The sequence below is a fragment of the Paenibacillus sp. O199 genome, from assembly GCF_001636635.1.
In the GTDB taxonomy this organism is placed as follows: Bacteria; Bacillota; Bacilli; order Paenibacillales; family Paenibacillaceae; genus Paenibacillus; species Paenibacillus marchantiae.
The window spans coordinates 1-17,275 of record NZ_LGRP01000057.1; the positions used below are offsets into that span (position 1 = coordinate 1).

Sequence of the window (17,275 nt, forward strand, 5' to 3'; positions counted from 1 at the left end):
TCCAATAAAGATGAATTTCAGCAGCGTGGTTAGACGCTATGAAAATCATCGGTGGTATTGAAAAGAGCGATAAGCTCATTTTGAAACTGACGATTCATTATGAATCAAAAGTTACTATCCATTTGTTCAGTTTTCAAGGAACTTGTTGTCCGTTTGTGTTAATGCTTGTCAACCGGACAGGAATTTTATCTTATCATGTCGACTAACTAACTGTCAACTCTTTTTTTCGTCAGCGTTCAAAGCATTTCGACAATCATTCGCTTGAGGCGACAAGAAATAATATATCATGATCTAATTTATTTAGCAAGCACTTTTTAATAACCTTTATATAAATGATTTATAATCCACAACTCCCGCTATCTAACGAAACTCTCAACTACATCAATCGACAGATTATATGAATCCGGATGGATCAACTCTATTTACATACAGATACTTCGAGTTACTGAAAAATGAATTTAATTTACTAAAAACAGAATGAGCACATCTACTTGTGAACAAATAGTATTAGATAATCATTTAGAGGATACTTTTATATAAGGAAGTGTTTCCCCTCCCCTTTTGATACAAGTGATCCAAACGCTCTATAATAAGGTATATATAATATAGAATAAGGAATGAATAGGATACTCCCGTTCAAGTAATCACTGACACAGTACACAATAATACTAAATTCAGAACCGCTCTCTAATCACAATCGGCTTCATTTATATCGAGGATGCTCTGATGAATAACCTATATGGGGTGAAAGCATATGAAGCAATGGCTGAAGAACATTCGAAAGGGTTATGGTAAAAAGCTCGTTTCCATTCATGCCTGGAATGCCTGGATTGTTGTTATCCTCGCGGTATCAGGTCTTATGTTGGTCGGTGGTTTCTGGCGTGAGTTACTCGGGATTGGACGCGTATGGTTAAAGTGGCTACATATTGTCGTCGGGCTAGCTATGCTAGCACCTGTGGTGTATTACTTACTTTTGGCCGGAAAGCACTGGAAACAACTTCGTAATCGGCCGTGGCAGAGAGCAAATACAATCGTTGTTCTTGCACTGCTGGTAGGGTGGCTGTTATCAGGTATAGTGTTATGGCAGTTCAAGCTCGCTGGGCCGAGATGGTCGAATGCCGCGCTTCTGGTTCATGATTTGCTGACTTGGGTGGGCCTGCCTTATATTATCTACCACTCCATCACGCGAACGAGATGGTTAAAAGATCCTGCACGCCGTGCAGTAAAAGCAACGACAGTTGTAGCAGAGGGTAGAAATAGGGTGCATCCAACTGATGCTCCTGATGAATATACAACGCCAGCAGCGGTAGTTTCTACCGAATCTATACGTACCATTAAGGAGAGTCCTCTCCATCAACCAGAGAAACCTCAACCCGTGTATACACGGCGGGCATTTATTCGTTCTGCTGTAGGCGTGGGCCTAGCTGTGACTTTGGGGCCTACTTTTATATCATGGGTTGGACGAAACCTCAAACTAGACAATAGTATTGATAGCATGCTGGAGAACGACCCCAATCACATGGTACCTTTGCCACAAGCGCTGCCAGCTTCCTCACCGCCCGTCGGAGGCGGAGCTGAAGGTCATTTTCGCGTATACACGGTTACACCGATACCTTCCTTTTCCAATGCAAACTGGTCATTCCGGATTGATGGGCTTGTTGAACGGGCACAGGTATGGAACTGGGAGCAGTTCGTGAAGCTTGCACGTACCGTTCAGGTCAGCGACTTTCACTGCGTTACAGGCTGGTCTGTATATAAGAATACTTGGGAGGGAATATCTCTTAAGCAACTTTTGACCCAAGCAGGCGTAAAACCCGAAGCGCACAGCGTCAAGTTCTACTCCGGGGACGGTGTATATACGGATGCGATAACGATGGATCAGGCACAGATGGATGATATTATGGTAGCTGTCATGCATGACGGCAAACCGATCCCGGCAGATTTGGGCGGTCCGGTACGCTTGGTCATTCCCCAGATGTATGCCTATAAGTCCGTCAAGTGGCTGAATCGTATTGAACTGATTGACAGCGAACATATCGGCTACTGGGAAGAACGAGGTTATGACAAGGATGCATGGCTTACTGGTGCTTCTCAGGCGCGTTCCTGATTTGAGTTACTGCCGATATACAGTTGAGTTTAAATAAATGTGCAAACAAAAGACCCCCGTTCCACTTATTCGTGGTACAGGGGTCTTTAAGTTATCTATACCTTATTCGAGTTACGCTCCGATTTAATCAAAGCCTACTCCACATTCAGAATCTATCCCTCTTGATTTAAAAGACGTACAAGTTCGTCCTCATCCTCAATGGTAGGAATGCCGAGATCATGAGCTTTGGTCAGTTTAGAACCTGCCTTCTCTCCGGCAATAACGAGGTCTGTCTTTTTGGAGACACTACCCGTTACCTTCGCTCCAAGTGCTTCGAGTCGTTGCGTTGCCTCTTCCCGCGTAAGTTGATGCAGCGTTCCGGTCAGCACGACCGTTTTGCCACTGAAGAAGGAATCTTCCACAATCGCTGCTGGTGCCTCAGGCGCCTGAGCTTTCACGCCTAAATTCAGCATCTTCTCGATAGCTGCCTTTGTAAACGGGTCTGCAAAGAAAGTCACAATGCTCTCAGCTACAATACCACCTACATCAGGTAGTTCAACGAGTTCCTCTGCCGTTGCATTCATAATGGCATGCAGGTCGCGGTAATGATCAGCCAGCATACGTGTAGTCGATTTACCTGTATTCGGAATACCCAGTGAATATAGGAACGAAGCGAGGTCACGATCCTTGCTCTGCTCCAGTGCAGCAATAAGGTTGTTCGCTTTCTTTTCACCAAACCGCTCCAGCTTCACCAAATCATCGAATTGCAATGTATACAGGTCAGCAGGCTCACGCACGTTCAATTCATCGTACAGCTGAATCGCCGTTTTCTCGCTGAATGTCTCAATGTCCATAGCATCACGGGAAGCAAAATGAGAAATCCGGGCCACCGTCTGCGGTTTGCACGCCAGCTTGTTGTTACAGAATAAATGCGCTCCACGCTGTTCCAGCGGGAATCCACATGCCGGACATTGCTCAGGGAACACGATTTCCTCGCCGTCACTCTCTTCAGTCACTTTACCCAGTATCTCAGGAATAACATCATTGGAACGACGGATAAAGACACGTGTACCCAAGGCAAACTTCAGATTTTTCCGCTCAATGTCACCTACGTTATTCAACGTGCAGTTCTGTACCGTTACCCCAGCTAGCTCAACCGGTTCAACTCGAGCAAGTGGAGTTACTTTGCCGGTACGACCCACATTCCAGACTACAGAGTTCAGAACGGTTGTGGTCTCTTCCGCCTCGAATTTGTACGCTACCGCCCAACGCGGGAATTTATCCGTGTAACCCAGTGCTTCACGGGTGCGCATGTCTGTGATTTTGATAACAGCTCCATCGATCAGGTAGTCTAGTTGACCACGGCTCTCCTGTATCGCAGCCAACTGCTCCATCACATCATCAAACTCATGGAAATACGTAATGGACGGATTGACTTTGAATCGATTCTCACGGAGAAAGTCCATCATCTCCTGATGGTTAGCAAACTGAATATCATCCGAATAACCTACATTATAGAAATAGGCGTTCAACCGTCGCTCAGCGGTAGTCTTCGGATTAAGGTTGCGCAGTGCTCCTGCTGCGGCATTCCGGGCATTTTTGAGCGGCTCTGCTGCCGTTTCATTATAACGATTCAATACAGACAGGTTCATGATGCCTTCACCCTGGACTTCAATTGTGCCGCCTGTATACGGGATTTTAAGCGGAACAGATTTAATGGTTCTAACCTGAGCCAAAATGCCCTCCCCTACAGCTCCGTTTCCACGCGTAGAGGCTTGAACCAACTCACCGTTTGTGTACGTTAGATTCAGGGTCAAACCGTCAAACTTCAGTTCAATCACATAGCCAGGTTCGGGCAACGGATTGTCCGGATTTTTGGTGTTGAAGTCATTGACCAGCTTGAGCACGCGAGTATTCCAGTTTCGCAGCTGCTCTATATTCTGGGCTTTGTCCAAGCTCCACAATGAGGATAAATGACGATGCGGTGTAAACCCTTTGAGCAGTTCACCACCCACACGCTGTGTCGGAGAATCAGGCAAAACCATGCCACTCTCCTGTTCCAGCGTAACCAGTTCGTCGTACAGAAGATCATACTCCTTGTCGCTGATCTGCGGCTGATCCATCGTGTAGTACTGATAATTATGCTGGTTTAGCTCGGTAACGAGTTGCTCCATCCGGTGCATCGGGTCCATACAGGGCCATCCCTCCGTTATTATAATTTGGATCTATGTAGAACGAACGTTAGAGCAATCTCTAAGTTCGTTCATGAATATCTATTCCACTTTGGTGATTGGGGCAAAGCCTGCAAGCAGACGTTTTAGGCCAACCGGGGCCGGGAATGCGATCTGAAGCTCTGTGTCATTACCCGATCCTTTCACCCCAACAATGGTACCTGTTCCCCATTTGCCGTGTTGTACTTTATCTCCGGCTTTGAATCCGTCAGAACCAGCTCCGGCAGCGACCGGTTTAGATGCCGACGACGGGGCAGGCGTGCTGGATGTACTGGACGACGTACTCATGGTAACCCGTGAGGAAGTAACTGACGAAGCGGAAGAACCGCCTTGGCTCTGACGATCAAACAGCTTGCTTGCTCCGCCACCAAAATTGCTTCCTCCACTGGCACCAAGTCCACGGCCACCATATGATCCACCTGCGCTGCTACCACGACGGTAGCGGTCACGAGCCATCGAAGTATCTTCTTTTAGCTCATCCGGAATTTCATCCAGGAAGCGCGAAGGCGGGTTCGCCGTTGTGCGTCCGAACAAGGTCCTCATTTGCGCGCAAGACAGGAAGAGTTGTTCCTCCGCACGCGTAATGCCCACATAAGCCAGTCTGCGTTCTTCCTCCAGCTCCTCGTTATCCATAAAGGCCCGGCTGTGTGGGAAAACTCCTTCCTCCATACCAACGATAAAGACGACAGGGAATTCCAGACCTTTGGCACTGTGCATCGTCATCAGGGTAACTGCGTCACTCTGATCCTCTTCATCATCGTTCATACTGTCGATATCCGCAATCAGTGCGAGATCGGTGAGGAACGAAACGAGCGTTTTGTCTTCATTATTTTTCTCAAATTCCATAGTTACGGACAGGAACTCATCAATGTTCTCCAACCGTGCACGGGATTCGAGTGTGTTTTCATTTTGCATCTCAAGTCGGTACTGGCTCATCTCGAGAATCTTCTCGGTCAATTCAGTCACAGACAGATACTCTACCATCTGATGCAGCGCGGCGATCATATCATAGAACTCCACCAGCGCATTCCGCGTTCGACCGGCAAAACCGAGATCGTCCACAACCTGAAGCACACGGTATATTGAAATCCCCCGTTCTCCTGCTGCAGCTGCCAGCTTCGCTACCGTTGTATCACCAATGCTGCGTTTTGGTACATTAATAATCCGGGTAAGGCTGATGTCATCATCGGGGTTCGAAAGCAGGCGCAGATACGCCAGAATGTCCTTGATCTCTTTACGATCATAGAACTTGATGCCGCCAACGATCTGATACGGAATATCAGACTTGATCAGAATTTCCTCTATAACCCGGGACTGGGCGTTGGTACGGTACAAAATGGCATGGTTCTGATAGGATTTGCCGTTCTTCACATTTTTACTAATCTCAGAGGTTACAAAATACCCCTCATCATGTTCGGAATCCGCACGGTACACCTTGATCTTTGAGCCACCCTCTTTGTCCGTCCACAGTTTCTTCGGTTTGCGCCCAGTATTCAGGCCGATTACCTCATTCGCTGCATTCAGGATATTCGAAGTGGAACGATAGTTTTGCTCGAGCAAAATCGTATTGGCTTCAGGGTAGTCTTTCTCAAAATTCAGGATGTTGCTGATATCCGCTCCACGCCAGCGATAAATTGATTGGTCACTATCCCCTACGACGCAAATGCGGTGATGACTATCAGCAAGCATACGGCAAAGCATGTACTGCGCACGGTTGGTATCCTGGTACTCATCCACGTGAATGTACTGGAATTTCTTTTGGTAAAAGTCGAGAACTTCCGGTACCTCTTTGAAAAGTTGAATAGTCGCCATGATGAGATCATCAAAATCGAGCGAGTTGTTGGCTCTGAGCCGTTTTTGGTACATCTTATACACTTTCGCCACAATGCCTTCAAAATAGTCAGCAGCCTGTTTCTCATATTGCTCCGGACTGATCAATTCATTCTTCGCGGTACTCATCATCGATTGAACGGCTTTTGGCTCAAATTTCTTGGTGTCGATGTTCTGGTCTTTCATACAACTACGAATGACAGATAATTGGTCAGATGAATCCAAAATGCTGAAATTGGAGGTGAAGCCGATGCGTTCAATGTCACGGCGCAGAATACGCACACACATGGAGTGAAACGTTGATACCCAGATGTCACGACCCTGAGAGCTGCCAACCAGTTGGGATACCCGGTCTTGCATCTCGCGTGCCGCTTTGTTCGTAAACGTAATAGCCAAAATACCCCAAGGGGGTGCTTTTCGCGTTGCAATAAGATAGGCAATCCGGTGTGTTAGCACACGGGTCTTGCCACTGCCCGCTCCAGCCATAATCAACAGCGGTCCATCCGTCGCCTCGACGGCTTGCCGTTGGGGGGTGTTAAGCCGTGCTACGGCATCATGTATATTTACAGGTTGCATGCATGCATGCTCCTTTCATTGGTTGAAATCGATATAAGTAGTACTAAGGGTTACACTCGTCACTACGATGACAGAATAATCTTCCGATCGCCGTTATTCCCGGATTTTTTGATCTACTTTTTTCAAAGTGAAAATCCGGTAATAAATGCGAGCACTTCGTTTCTCCAGCTTATTTCTGTCCTCTTCGTTCTCGTGTAAAAATTAGTTTAGCTTATTTTTAAGAGTAGTTGAAATTACAATTGAACTGCAATTACTATCTTTCAGTTCTTTCAGTTGTTGAAAAAGTGAGAACGCTCCGCTTCTCCATTGCAGTCTACGTTCTTGTGTAAACGACATTGCGCTCATGTAACTTGTTCTATTTAGCAAAGCCGAAGTTCTATTTTAACAGATCAAGAGGGGAAATTGGGGGAATGGTAAACTAAACCGATTAAACGGATTGTTTCACAGCTTGGACCGTCTCCAACGCCTTGTGCAAATCACTGTACACAATGTTTCCAACCACAACAGTGTCTGCGACCTGTGCAGCTTGTCCAGCTTTCTCCGGACTATCAATCCCGCCGCCGTAGATAAGATGCGCCTTGGTGAGTTGTCTGTGTGTCTCTCCAACCAGCTCCATATCTCCAAACGTTCCGCTGTACTCCATATATACGATAGGCAGGTTTAGCAGACGTTCCGCAGCCTGGGCGTAAGCAACCGCAGCATCCGTCGTTAATTCCGTATCCGCTCCCGTCATTCGGGCAACAGTGGAGTCGGCATTAAGGACAATATAACCTTCTGCAATAAGCAGATCCCATGGGATCAGGTAACCGTAACGCTCGATGGCTTGCTGGTGCTGTCCGATCATCCATTTGCTATCCGTTGCATTCAGCACCATCGGAATCAGATATCCGTCAAAACCAGGCACAACTGCCTCCAGATCGGATACTTCAAGCACACAGGGCAGCTCGTAGCGACGTACTCTGGACATCAGGTCCACCGTGTTGTCATAGGTAATTCCCGAAGACCCGCCAACAATAATGGCATCAGTTCCCGACATGCAGATCAGGTCAAGTGCTTCATCCGTTATTTCCCGGTCCGGGTCTAGCTTAAATACATGTCTCCACTGCTTAATCATGTCTATCAACGAACATTCCTCCAGAGGTTCTTCTGCATCCTAAAAAGCTTGTAAACTAAGTCTAAGTCAGCAGGGAGTGAGTGTCAATGTTCGTATAAAAAGGGGAACAAAAAATCACAGACTTTTCCCTGGAATTGCAGGAGAAGCCTGTAATTTTAGATGGCAGGGATGTGATGCTACAGAATTTAAGCCAGCGCCTGGTGCCACTTCGAACATCAATATCTTGAGTAGAGTTGGATCCAAAGTCTCAAGTAGGGATACCGCAACCTCTGAATCATAATTTTATACTCAAGGTTTCCAGGCAAAACGTGTGTTCATCTCATCCAGTTCCTGCTCGGTTAATACATCCGAATACACGCCGTACACGCCCCATTTCTCATAGTTCGCTACCTGATCGGTGTCATTAATGGTATGAACGTAGGTGACGGCTCCTGCCTGCTTCAGCTTGGCAACGAAATTCTGGTTCACTTTATATTCCGGCATGGTTACGGCATCGATGTCATTCTTTTGTACAAAATCAACCACCTGGGCTTCAGTATCCTGCGTAGCGTAAAGTGTATAGATAATAGAAGGAAACGCGTAGATTTCTTTCACGGTTTCGAGCATTGGCTCGTTATAGATCTGTACTACTACCCGATTAAGGATTGAAGAGTCATGTTTCTTGGCTGCGTCCACGAGTGATTTTAGCACCTGCTGAATATCCTCGTCTTTCTGTTCTTTTGTATCGGTCACGATATACATATCCGGGTACTTGGCCAATACATCCATAATGCCGTCGGCATCCATAGGTTGGTACATGCCCAGAATGGGCGTATTCATAAATTCATCATGTGTCAATGCCCCAGCCTGTTTGTCTTCGGGTAACTCCTCGTCCTGTCCCAGCATTTTGCTCATGTTGGCGGTCCATTCATGTCTGGCTACTGCTTTACGGTCCGAGGTCAGCATAAAGTCAATCTCAAACACACGTGTGCCCTTCTCATAATTGGCAATCATCGCCTCATAGGCGTTGGTGTAAGGCTGTTCACGGATACTGCCCATTGCATGAGCAATCAGTCGATAGGCCGTAAACCCATCGTGCTGTTCCTCGCTCTGACTGTCATAGGCAAAAAAGAGTGTGCCCACGGTTACGATGAGTAGTGTAATGACGGCGGCAATTCGTTTCATATGGCGTTCACATCCTTATCAGGGTGGTAGGGAAGAAAAAGAGTACGAATAACATGATATGACGAAGCATGTGCGGTTTTTCCTTTTTGATAGCTAACTACCCTGATTGGAGAGGTGTAAAACAAAAAGCCGCCCGAAGGCGGCTGTTAAATCTAGGGATGCAGTATTTCGAATGGTTAAGAAGCACCATCTATTCGGTTGGTTGCACACTCAATTCATTCAGAAATGCGATCAAAGCTTCGCGCCAAGCTCTCATCGGTGGCAGACCGTTTGTACGAATAGCGAGATGATCCATTACGGAATATTGAGGTCGAGGAGCAGGACGTGGGAATTGCCCGGTGGTACAAGGCTCGAGAACAGCACTCAGTTTGAATCCGGATTGCTTGGATGCTTCTTCTGCAATGGCCTGTGCAAATTCATACCAGGTGCACATTCCAGAATTAGAGGCATGGTAGATACCATATTTCTCAGTTAATGAAAGTTCACTCACGAGTCTGGCTAAATCCACAGTATATGTGGGCGACCCTTGTTGATCATGAACGACCTGAAGTCGAGGACGCTTCTCCAGAAGTTCCAACATGGTTTTGACAAAATTACTGCCGTGTACTCCAAACACCCATGATGTTCGTATAATAAACCATCGCGTGCAGAGACTCTCGACCAGTCTCTCTCCGGCAAGCTTTGACTTGCCATACACGGTCTGCGGATTCGTCAAATCAAATTCCTGATAAGGCCTCGTTGCCGTGCCATCAAATACGTAGTCGGTACTAATATAAATCAGTTTGGCTTTCACTTTCTCTGCAGCAACGGCTATATTTCTAGTGCCTGTTACATTGACTGTGTACGCCATATCCTCATCTGTCTCGGCCTTATCAACGGCTGTATAGGCAGCACAATGAACGATGATGTGAGGCTGGAAAGCGTTAATGGTTTCTCTGCATTGCTGTTGATCGGTAATGTCCAATTGGTCCCTGTCACAGGCCATGACATCATGACCACCAGCTCGAAATATCTTTACAACATCGTATCCGAGCTGTCCCGCAGCCCCCGTCACCATCACTCTATACTTCATTTTGTAGGATCACCCATTCGATCGCCATACTGAAGTTTTACATAATCTTGATACGTACCTGATTGAATTCGTGTCCACCATTCCTGATGGTTCAGATACCACTGGATGGTTTCCTTGATCCCTGTCTCAAAATTGTGCACGGGCTTCCAGCCAAGCTCAGTATGCAATTTTGTCGGGTCAATCCCATAACGTCGGTCGTGGCCTAGTCGATCCTGTACATATTGAATCAAACTTGCAGGTTTGCCTAGTTGTTCTAGAATCTTTTCAACAATATATATATTGGTACGTTCATTATTTCCCCCGATGTTATATACCTCTCCAATCTTGCCATTATGAATGACCAGATCGATAGCACTACAGTGATCTTCTACATAGAGCCAATCACGAATATTAAGCCCATCGCCATAGACAGGAACAGCCTCATCATTTAATGCACGAGATATAATAAGCGGTATAAGTTTCTCTGGAAATTGGAAAGGTCCATAATTGTTCGAACAACGTGTAATGTTTACAGGCAAACCATAGGTTTCATAATACGCTCTGACAAGCAAATCCCCACCCGCTTTACTGGCAGAGTAAGGGCTGTTCGGCATCAAAGGTGTGTCTTCTGTAAACAAACCTGTTGGACCAAGTGAACCATATACTTCATCCGTAGACACCTGAACATATTTGGTAACCTGATATTTCTTCGCCGCATCCAGCAACACCTGAGTTCCGAGTACATTGGTACGCACAAAAATATCGGGGGACAGAATGCTGCGATCCACATGAGACTCAGCCGCAAAATTGACGATTACATCGATCCCTTGGGAAATAATTTGTTCCATTTTCTGAACGTCAGTGATATCCGCTCGGATAAACGTATATTGAGAATTCGATTCTACGGATTGCAAATTCTCAAGGTTGCCCGCATACGTTAAGGAATCCACGTTAACAATTTCATAATCAGGATGCTCATGAAGCATATACATCACAAAGTTGCTGCCAATAAATCCAGCCCCTCCAGTAACGAGCAGTTTCATGTTATCTCTCTCCTTCTGCCCCCAGATACTGTTCGATCCGAGAAGCTTGTTTTAGTTAGCCAAAATTCAGTTCCGCCCCTTGAAGTAAAGGGTGCTTCTGGTCTTTCTCGGAGAGAATGGGATCCGACACAGGCCAATCAATCCCGAGCGCTGGATCGTTCCACAAAATACCCCGGTCATGTTCAGGCGAATAGTATGCATCCACCTTGTATGTCACCTGTGTATGTGGCACCAGTGTACAGAATCCATGAGCGAAACCTTGGGGGACAAGCAACTGCCGCTGATTATACTCACTAAGAATGACACTTTTCCACTGTCCAAAGGTTGGTGAAGTCGTACGAATATCTACAATAACATCATAGATGGCTCCGGATATTACTCTGACCAACTTGGTCTGTGCTCTGGGCTGAAGCTGGTAATGAAGTCCGCGAAGAACTCCAGCTTCGGCGGACAGGGATTGATTGTCCTGAACAAACACATGATGTATACCATTTTCATACAGAACACGCTCATTATAACTTTCCACGAAATATCCCCGATGATCGCCATAAACCTTAGGTTCCAATATAGCTGCGCCATCCATAAACAGCGGAATCACCTTCATGTTATCCCTCCGTTATTGCTATTAACAGCATTTCTTCATATTAATCTATGTATATGTAAAGCATCGGGCAAGTGATCGTTCATTGGCCTGGTTAAATCATGATATTTCAATACGTTGTTCCATAAAATAATTAAAACCCAGCCGGTGTTTTACTTTCGGCTGGGCTTGATCATAGCGATTTCTCTATTTGTTCTGTACTATATGCTCCAAATACTTCAACAAATCCTCCCGCAAATCCGGGCGCTGAAGGGCATAATGAATCGTGGTTTCAATAAAACCAAGCTTCTCCCCAACATCATGACGCAGACCGTCAAAGTGATAGGCTAGAATCTGCCGCTGGTCATTCAGACGGGACAAGGCATCCGTTAACTGGATTTCTCCACCCACGCCAGCAGACTGCTGACCAAGGATATCGAAGATATCCGGCGTCAGAATATAACGTCCCATAATCGCCAGATTGGAAGGTGATTCTTCCGTCTTCGGTTTCTCAATCAAACGACGCGCACGGTACACACGATCTTCGGTGCGAGATACCAATTCCCCGTCCACAATCCCGTAACGAGACACTTCGCTCCAATCAACAGGCTGTACACCTACGATCGGAGATTGCAATTCATCATAGACTTCGATCATTTGTTGAAGACAAGGATGATTGGACTCCACGATGTCATCCCCCAGTAGCACGGCAAATGGTTCGTTTCCGATAAACTTGCGGGCACACCAGATGGCGTGTCCAAGACCTTTCGGTTCCTTTTGACGGATATAATGGATGTCTGCCATCTCGGAGGGCTTGCGAACTTCATTCAGCAGATCCCACTTCTGTTTACCAGCCAGATTCTGTTCCAATTCGAATGAATAGTCAAAATGATCCTCGATGGCCCGTTTACCTTTACCTGTTACGATAATGATATCTTCAATGCCTGAAGCCACAGCTTCTTCAATAATGTACTGGATCGTTGGTTTGTCAACGATTGGCAGCATTTCCTTGGGCATCGCCTTCGTGGCAGGCAGAAAACGGGTACCGAGCCCGGCCGCTGGAATGATTGCTTTGCGAATACGCACGCTAGATCCGCCCCTTCTGGTGGAGAAATAATTATATATTAGATGAATTGAATACTAATTTGGCTAGACTTCATTATACCATCAACAGCTCCCGGATATCCTGCTCGGATAAGGTGGTCGATCCTCGATCTCCGGGTTCAATGACTTCGGCAATCAAATCCTTTTTGCGCTGCTGCAGCTCCAGAATCTTCTCTTCAATCGTACCTTCTGTAACGAGACGGATAACCTGTACGACTTGTTTCTGTCCCATACGATGGGCACGTCCGATGGCCTGTTCTTCCACGGCAGGATTCCACCACAAATCATATAAAATAACAGTATCTGCACCTGTTAAGTTCAATCCGGTACCGCCAGCCTTCAAGGAGATCAGGAACAGCTCAGCTTCACCTTCGTTGAATCTGCGGCACATTTCTACCCGACTCTGTGCAGGTGTCTGACCATCCAGGTAGAACAAATCTCTCCCCTGTGCAGCGAGCGTCTGTCGAATCAGATTCAGCATGCTAGCAAACTGGGAGAAGATGAGAATCCGCTTGCCAGCAGCGAGACAATCCTGGACCGTCTCCAGCAGCTGCTCCATTTTCCCAGAATCCCCTTGATAACCCTCCACAAAGAGAGCGGGATGACAGCACAACTGGCGCAGGCGTGTAATACCAGCCAGTATTTTAATCCGGTTCTTCTGAAAACCGTTCTCTTCCATATCCTTGGATGTCTCATCCTGAAGCTGAGACAGGTACGCGGCATACAGTTTCTTCTGTTCGTCCTTCAGCTCGGAGCGCTGAACGGTTTCAATACGATCCGGCAATTCCTCCAGCACATCTTTCTTCAGACGGCGAAGAATAAACGGACGGACCATCCGGGCAATGCGTTCAGGAGGCAGATCTCGGAATCTGCGATAGCTTGGAAATAGGCCCGGGAAAACCGCTTCAAAGATCGACCATAGCTCATCCAATGAGTTCTCCACGGGTGTTCCTGTAAGAGCGAAGCGACGTGGTGCCTCAATCTGTTTAACCGCTTGGGCTGTCTGGGAAGAAGAGTTCTTGATAGACTGGGCTTCATCCAAAATAAGCGTATGAAACGTTCTCCCGAGATATGTGTCCAGATCGCGGCGCAATAGCGGGTAGGACGTCACAATAACATCTGCGTCATCCATACCTTCGAGCATACTGGCTCGTTCGTCTTTCTGCCCAGCTGCAATCAGAACTCGCAAATGCGGCGCAAATCGGGCAAATTCATTGGCCCAGTTGTACGTTAACGAAGCTGGTGCAACGACGAGTACCGGGGGATGAGTAGATTGTTGGTCCAACAGTCCGGCCTGTACTTCATCTGGGATGTTATTCCCGAAAGTTCCCTCATCGACAGTGTAATCAACATCACCTGGATTGCTTATGTGCTGTTTCGGCTTTTCTTTCAGTTCTGCCGCGATATAGGCAATACTTTGCAGCGTTTTACCAAGTCCCATATCATCTGCCAGGATACCGCCAAATCGGTAAAATGCGAGTGTACGCAGCCACTGATATCCACTGGCCTGATAATCACGCAACACGGGAGCAAGCGCATCCGGTAATGCAAAATCCATCCGCTCGGGATCACGAAGATCATCCAGGAAACGTTTCAGAGAACCTCCCCACTTCACATGGCCCGAAACCTCGTCTCGGCCAGGAAGCTGCAAGGCTCGAACTGCTGGCAGACGAATATGACTGCCATTGATATCGCCCGACGCCAGTCCAAGCGAATCCGCCATGTGTGCAAAGCTGTCCGCTCCGTCATTTTCGAGAGAGACAAACACACCGCTGCGCAAGCGGAAATACGGTTTCTTTTCCACAATGCTGCGCATAATTTCCTGAAGCTCCAGCTCATCTACACCTTCCATCTCGAATGAGATCTCCAGCCAATCCAAGCCTTTGCCCAGATCTGCCCGAACTTTCGGCGGTGTCGGATAGGATTGCACCATGGCCTTCACCGCATTCGGGATATAGACATCTACCTGCTTCTCAAGCTCCGGCAGCAAATGATACATCACATCGTATACCGCATCTTCTCTTTCACTTGCCCATACACTGCCATCCCGTTTCAGGAAAGAGCGATCTAGTCGGTCGATTAGGTTACGCTCCGCATGACGGTCACGTACCAAAATCACCTTTTTCTCTTCCTCATCGATCAAATATTCGGCCAGCGGATTAATCACCATTACACCGTAATCAAACTCCAGACGCGCAGTAATCCGTTCCCGGTAGAAATCAATATACAACTTTGGCGCGAGCTCCGGCTCTGCGATTCGTTCTCTCACCTGGGAGTCGATCGACAGATGTCCAAGTGTACGCAATTCCGGCACTACATGCTGCACGAATTCATCCACCTGCTGAGCAGAAATATCGATACTTTCCTTGATTCCATAAGAAGTGAGCGCTCTGCTCAAATCCTCCAGACTTCGCATCTGCATCGGCTCCAACATATGCAATTGCCCTTCCACCACGGCAGCATCATAGGCTGGAAGAAGAATTAACTCACGCAATCCGGAGATCTCAAGCTGATATCCTTCATTAGTCCCCTGCGCAATACGATAAAATAATGGCAGTGCCCCTTCACCCAAAGTGAGCGGACCATTGGCTAACCCTGTTCCCTCCATCCGGCTATCTGCCTGCAGCAGCAAATCCAATAGAGGCTTCCAGACCAGAGGAGCAATCAATATATCTCTTCCGTCTGAAGCACCCAAGTAACCCGAGATGGATTCACGGTATGCTTCCTCACTCTGCCTCATCCGAATAAGCATAGACAGGATCGCCTGATCCTGGGGCTTAAAATAATGCTTTGAAGGGTCGTAGAAAAATAGCTTGGTAAACGACATCGGCTCACCATTCTCAATGCAGTTCAGGAATTGCTTCACTTTCTGAACGACATACAGGCGTTTATTTCCTACCTTCAGTTCAAGCGCGAGTTTGGCTCCACCTTTGTGAACTTGCACAAGCTTGCATATAAATTGGAGCTGCAGCTCCTCCCGCAATGAAGACCTGGTTACAGGCGCAGTGTATTTACGATCATTTGATTGCAGGGGGCTGCGTTCTTTGGCAAACATGGAAAGAATCTGATCTGCTGTGCGGTAGGAAGGTTTATCTGCTGATCTACCCCATCCAGGAGCCGAGCTTGGTCGACCCGCTTGAGCGAAATGTACGGACGGACGATCCATATCCGAATGGTCATCAAGCTTGGATTCGGAAGACAATGGCTCGGCTGCAAAGGCCTGAGCAGATGAAGTTGAATGAGATCCCACATTCATTACTGAGTCGGTATTTGAAATGGAGTTTGGACGCTCCCACTCCTTCTCCTCCACCAGCGTTCCTACTCTGGAACTGGAGCCACGATCAGGTTTGGACACCAGCTTCGAGGATGTTTGAGAGCCCGTGTCACGCTGTTCTCCCCATTCATGAATCGCCAGCAAAACGGCAGCCACATGTTTGCAATAGTCATAATATCTCCCATCGCCCGGACAACTGCATCCGGCAACAACCTCACCTGCATCATCCAGATCAACCGTTACTTTGTATCGTTCTGTACCTCGAACCACAGCTTCGTAATGACGTTCATCCTGACTGGCAACCAGATTGGTCACCCTCCCAGATTGGTTATACGCTTCTCCCCGTTTGAAAGCCGTGACCCCGCACAGCAATTTGATATCCATCATCGTGAATGGCGCCACGGTTCTTCGCCTCCTATATTTCTCTGACAAACAAGATACCACATACGAATTTAGTATAGGTGTAGTTCAAGTCTCTTTTATAGAAAAAACCCCAAGAGCTCCGTAAAGCAGAGATTGGGGTTGCTTCATACTTCATGCCTGTTGCTGTTTGTTCCGGTTTCGATCTATTATTTCACCAGTTGACCACGCGTTACGCCAAGCTGGTTTGTTGCTTTCAGCGTTTTCCAAACTTGTGTACCACTGATCTCGCCACGCAGAGCACGGTTATACAGATCAATAACCTCACGCACCTGCTCTGGAGTTTCCTCCAGGAATTCCACACGATAGCGGGATACACCCAGATCCATGAAGTTGGTCAGATATTCAGCACCGGATTGTTCCACCGCATTATAAACGGTATTACGGCAGCCTTCATCCACACGTACCGGGTGAGACATGCCAATCCGGTCTTGCAGCGATGCACGCTGTTCTTCACAAGGACGACCACAGTTCGTAAAGTCCGTACCTTCACTCATAAACGTACAGTACACACAATGCTCGGTGTGGAACATCGGCAAATGCTGATGAATAACCACTTCGGTCTGGCTTGTACGGGAGTGACCCAGCAGATCAACCATTTGTTGGATGTTCAGGTCATAGGATGGCGTGATCCAGTCACATCCTGCTTCCAAAAACAGTTCTACCGCTTTATGGTTGGCGATGTTCAATGAGAAGTCACCGATCAGTTCCGGGTGCTTCGCATCCGGATTCTCCATCCGGTGGCGCAGGTAGAAGTACAGCGCACCCGTATTACGTACGAGCACAGCATCCGGCTGCAAAC

11 protein-coding genes are annotated in these 17,275 nt (G+C 47.2%); 1 reads left to right on the forward strand and 10 read right to left on the reverse strand.

The genetic code is table 11. From position 1 onward, the window contains the following. Positions 1 to 754: 754 nt before the first annotated feature. Positions 755 to 2,107, forward strand: coding sequence for a molybdopterin-dependent oxidoreductase (locus tag A6049_RS31005; protein WP_063568264.1), 1,353 nt, complete (start codon positions 755 to 757; stop codon positions 2,105 to 2,107). A gap of 152 nt (positions 2,108 to 2,259) precedes the next feature. Here A6049_RS31005 and ligA read toward each other — a convergent pair whose 3' ends face one another. From ligA to A6049_RS31055, 10 genes are all read right to left on the reverse strand, one after another. Further along, positions 2,260 to 4,278: an NAD-dependent DNA ligase LigA gene (gene ligA / locus A6049_RS31010; RefSeq protein WP_063568265.1), complete on the reverse strand. Its 2,019-nt coding sequence runs from the start codon at positions 4,276 to 4,278 to the stop codon at positions 2,260 to 2,262. A gap of 81 nt (positions 4,279 to 4,359) precedes the next feature. Continuing rightward, entirely contained in the window at positions 4,360 to 6,723 is a 2,364-nt protein-coding gene (pcrA, locus tag A6049_RS31015) for a DNA helicase PcrA (protein ID WP_063568266.1), read from the reverse strand. A gap of 427 nt (positions 6,724 to 7,150) precedes the next feature. Continuing rightward, positions 7,151 to 7,837, reverse strand: coding sequence for a heptaprenylglyceryl phosphate synthase (gene pcrB, locus A6049_RS31020; RefSeq protein WP_481853516.1), 687 nt, complete (start codon positions 7,835 to 7,837; stop codon positions 7,151 to 7,153). Between the two features lie 288 nt (positions 7,838 to 8,125). Next, the gene (locus A6049_RS31025) at positions 8,126 to 9,001 is read right to left on the reverse strand and encodes a phosphatidylinositol-specific phospholipase C/glycerophosphodiester phosphodiesterase family protein (RefSeq protein ID WP_063568268.1); all 876 of its coding nucleotides are present in this window, start codon (positions 8,999 to 9,001) and stop codon (positions 8,126 to 8,128) included. Positions 9,002 to 9,191: 190 nt separating this feature from the next. Continuing rightward, a complete protein-coding gene (gene rfbD, locus A6049_RS31030; protein ID WP_063568269.1) occupies positions 9,192 to 10,073 on the reverse strand; it encodes a dTDP-4-dehydrorhamnose reductase in 882 nt (293 codons plus the stop codon). Continuing rightward, positions 10,070 to 11,095 carry a dTDP-glucose 4,6-dehydratase gene (gene rfbB, locus A6049_RS31035; protein WP_063568270.1) on the reverse strand — a complete coding sequence of 342 codons (1,026 nt, stop codon included), beginning with the start codon at positions 11,093 to 11,095 and terminating at the stop codon, positions 10,070 to 10,072. Before rfbB ends, rfbD begins: the two co-directional genes overlap by 4 nt. Positions 11,096 to 11,150: 55 nt before the next feature. Further along, the gene (gene rfbC / locus A6049_RS31040) at positions 11,151 to 11,699 is read right to left on the reverse strand and encodes a dTDP-4-dehydrorhamnose 3,5-epimerase (RefSeq protein WP_063568271.1); all 549 of its coding nucleotides are present in this window, start codon (positions 11,697 to 11,699) and stop codon (positions 11,151 to 11,153) included. A 183-nt stretch (positions 11,700 to 11,882) separates the two neighbouring features. Further along, positions 11,883 to 12,761, reverse strand: a complete 879-nt coding sequence (gene galU, locus A6049_RS31045; protein WP_063568272.1) for a UTP--glucose-1-phosphate uridylyltransferase GalU — start codon at positions 12,759 to 12,761, stop codon at positions 11,883 to 11,885. Positions 12,762 to 12,834: 73 nt separating this feature from the next. Next, on the reverse strand, positions 12,835 to 16,455 hold the full coding sequence (locus A6049_RS32860) for a DEAD/DEAH box helicase (RefSeq protein WP_095206278.1): 3,621 nt from the start codon (positions 16,453 to 16,455) through the stop codon (positions 12,835 to 12,837). A gap of 167 nt (positions 16,456 to 16,622) precedes the next feature. Continuing rightward, positions 16,623 to 17,275 (reverse strand): U32 family peptidase (locus tag A6049_RS31055; RefSeq protein WP_205412065.1); only part of this gene is annotated, 653 nt, incomplete at its 5' end.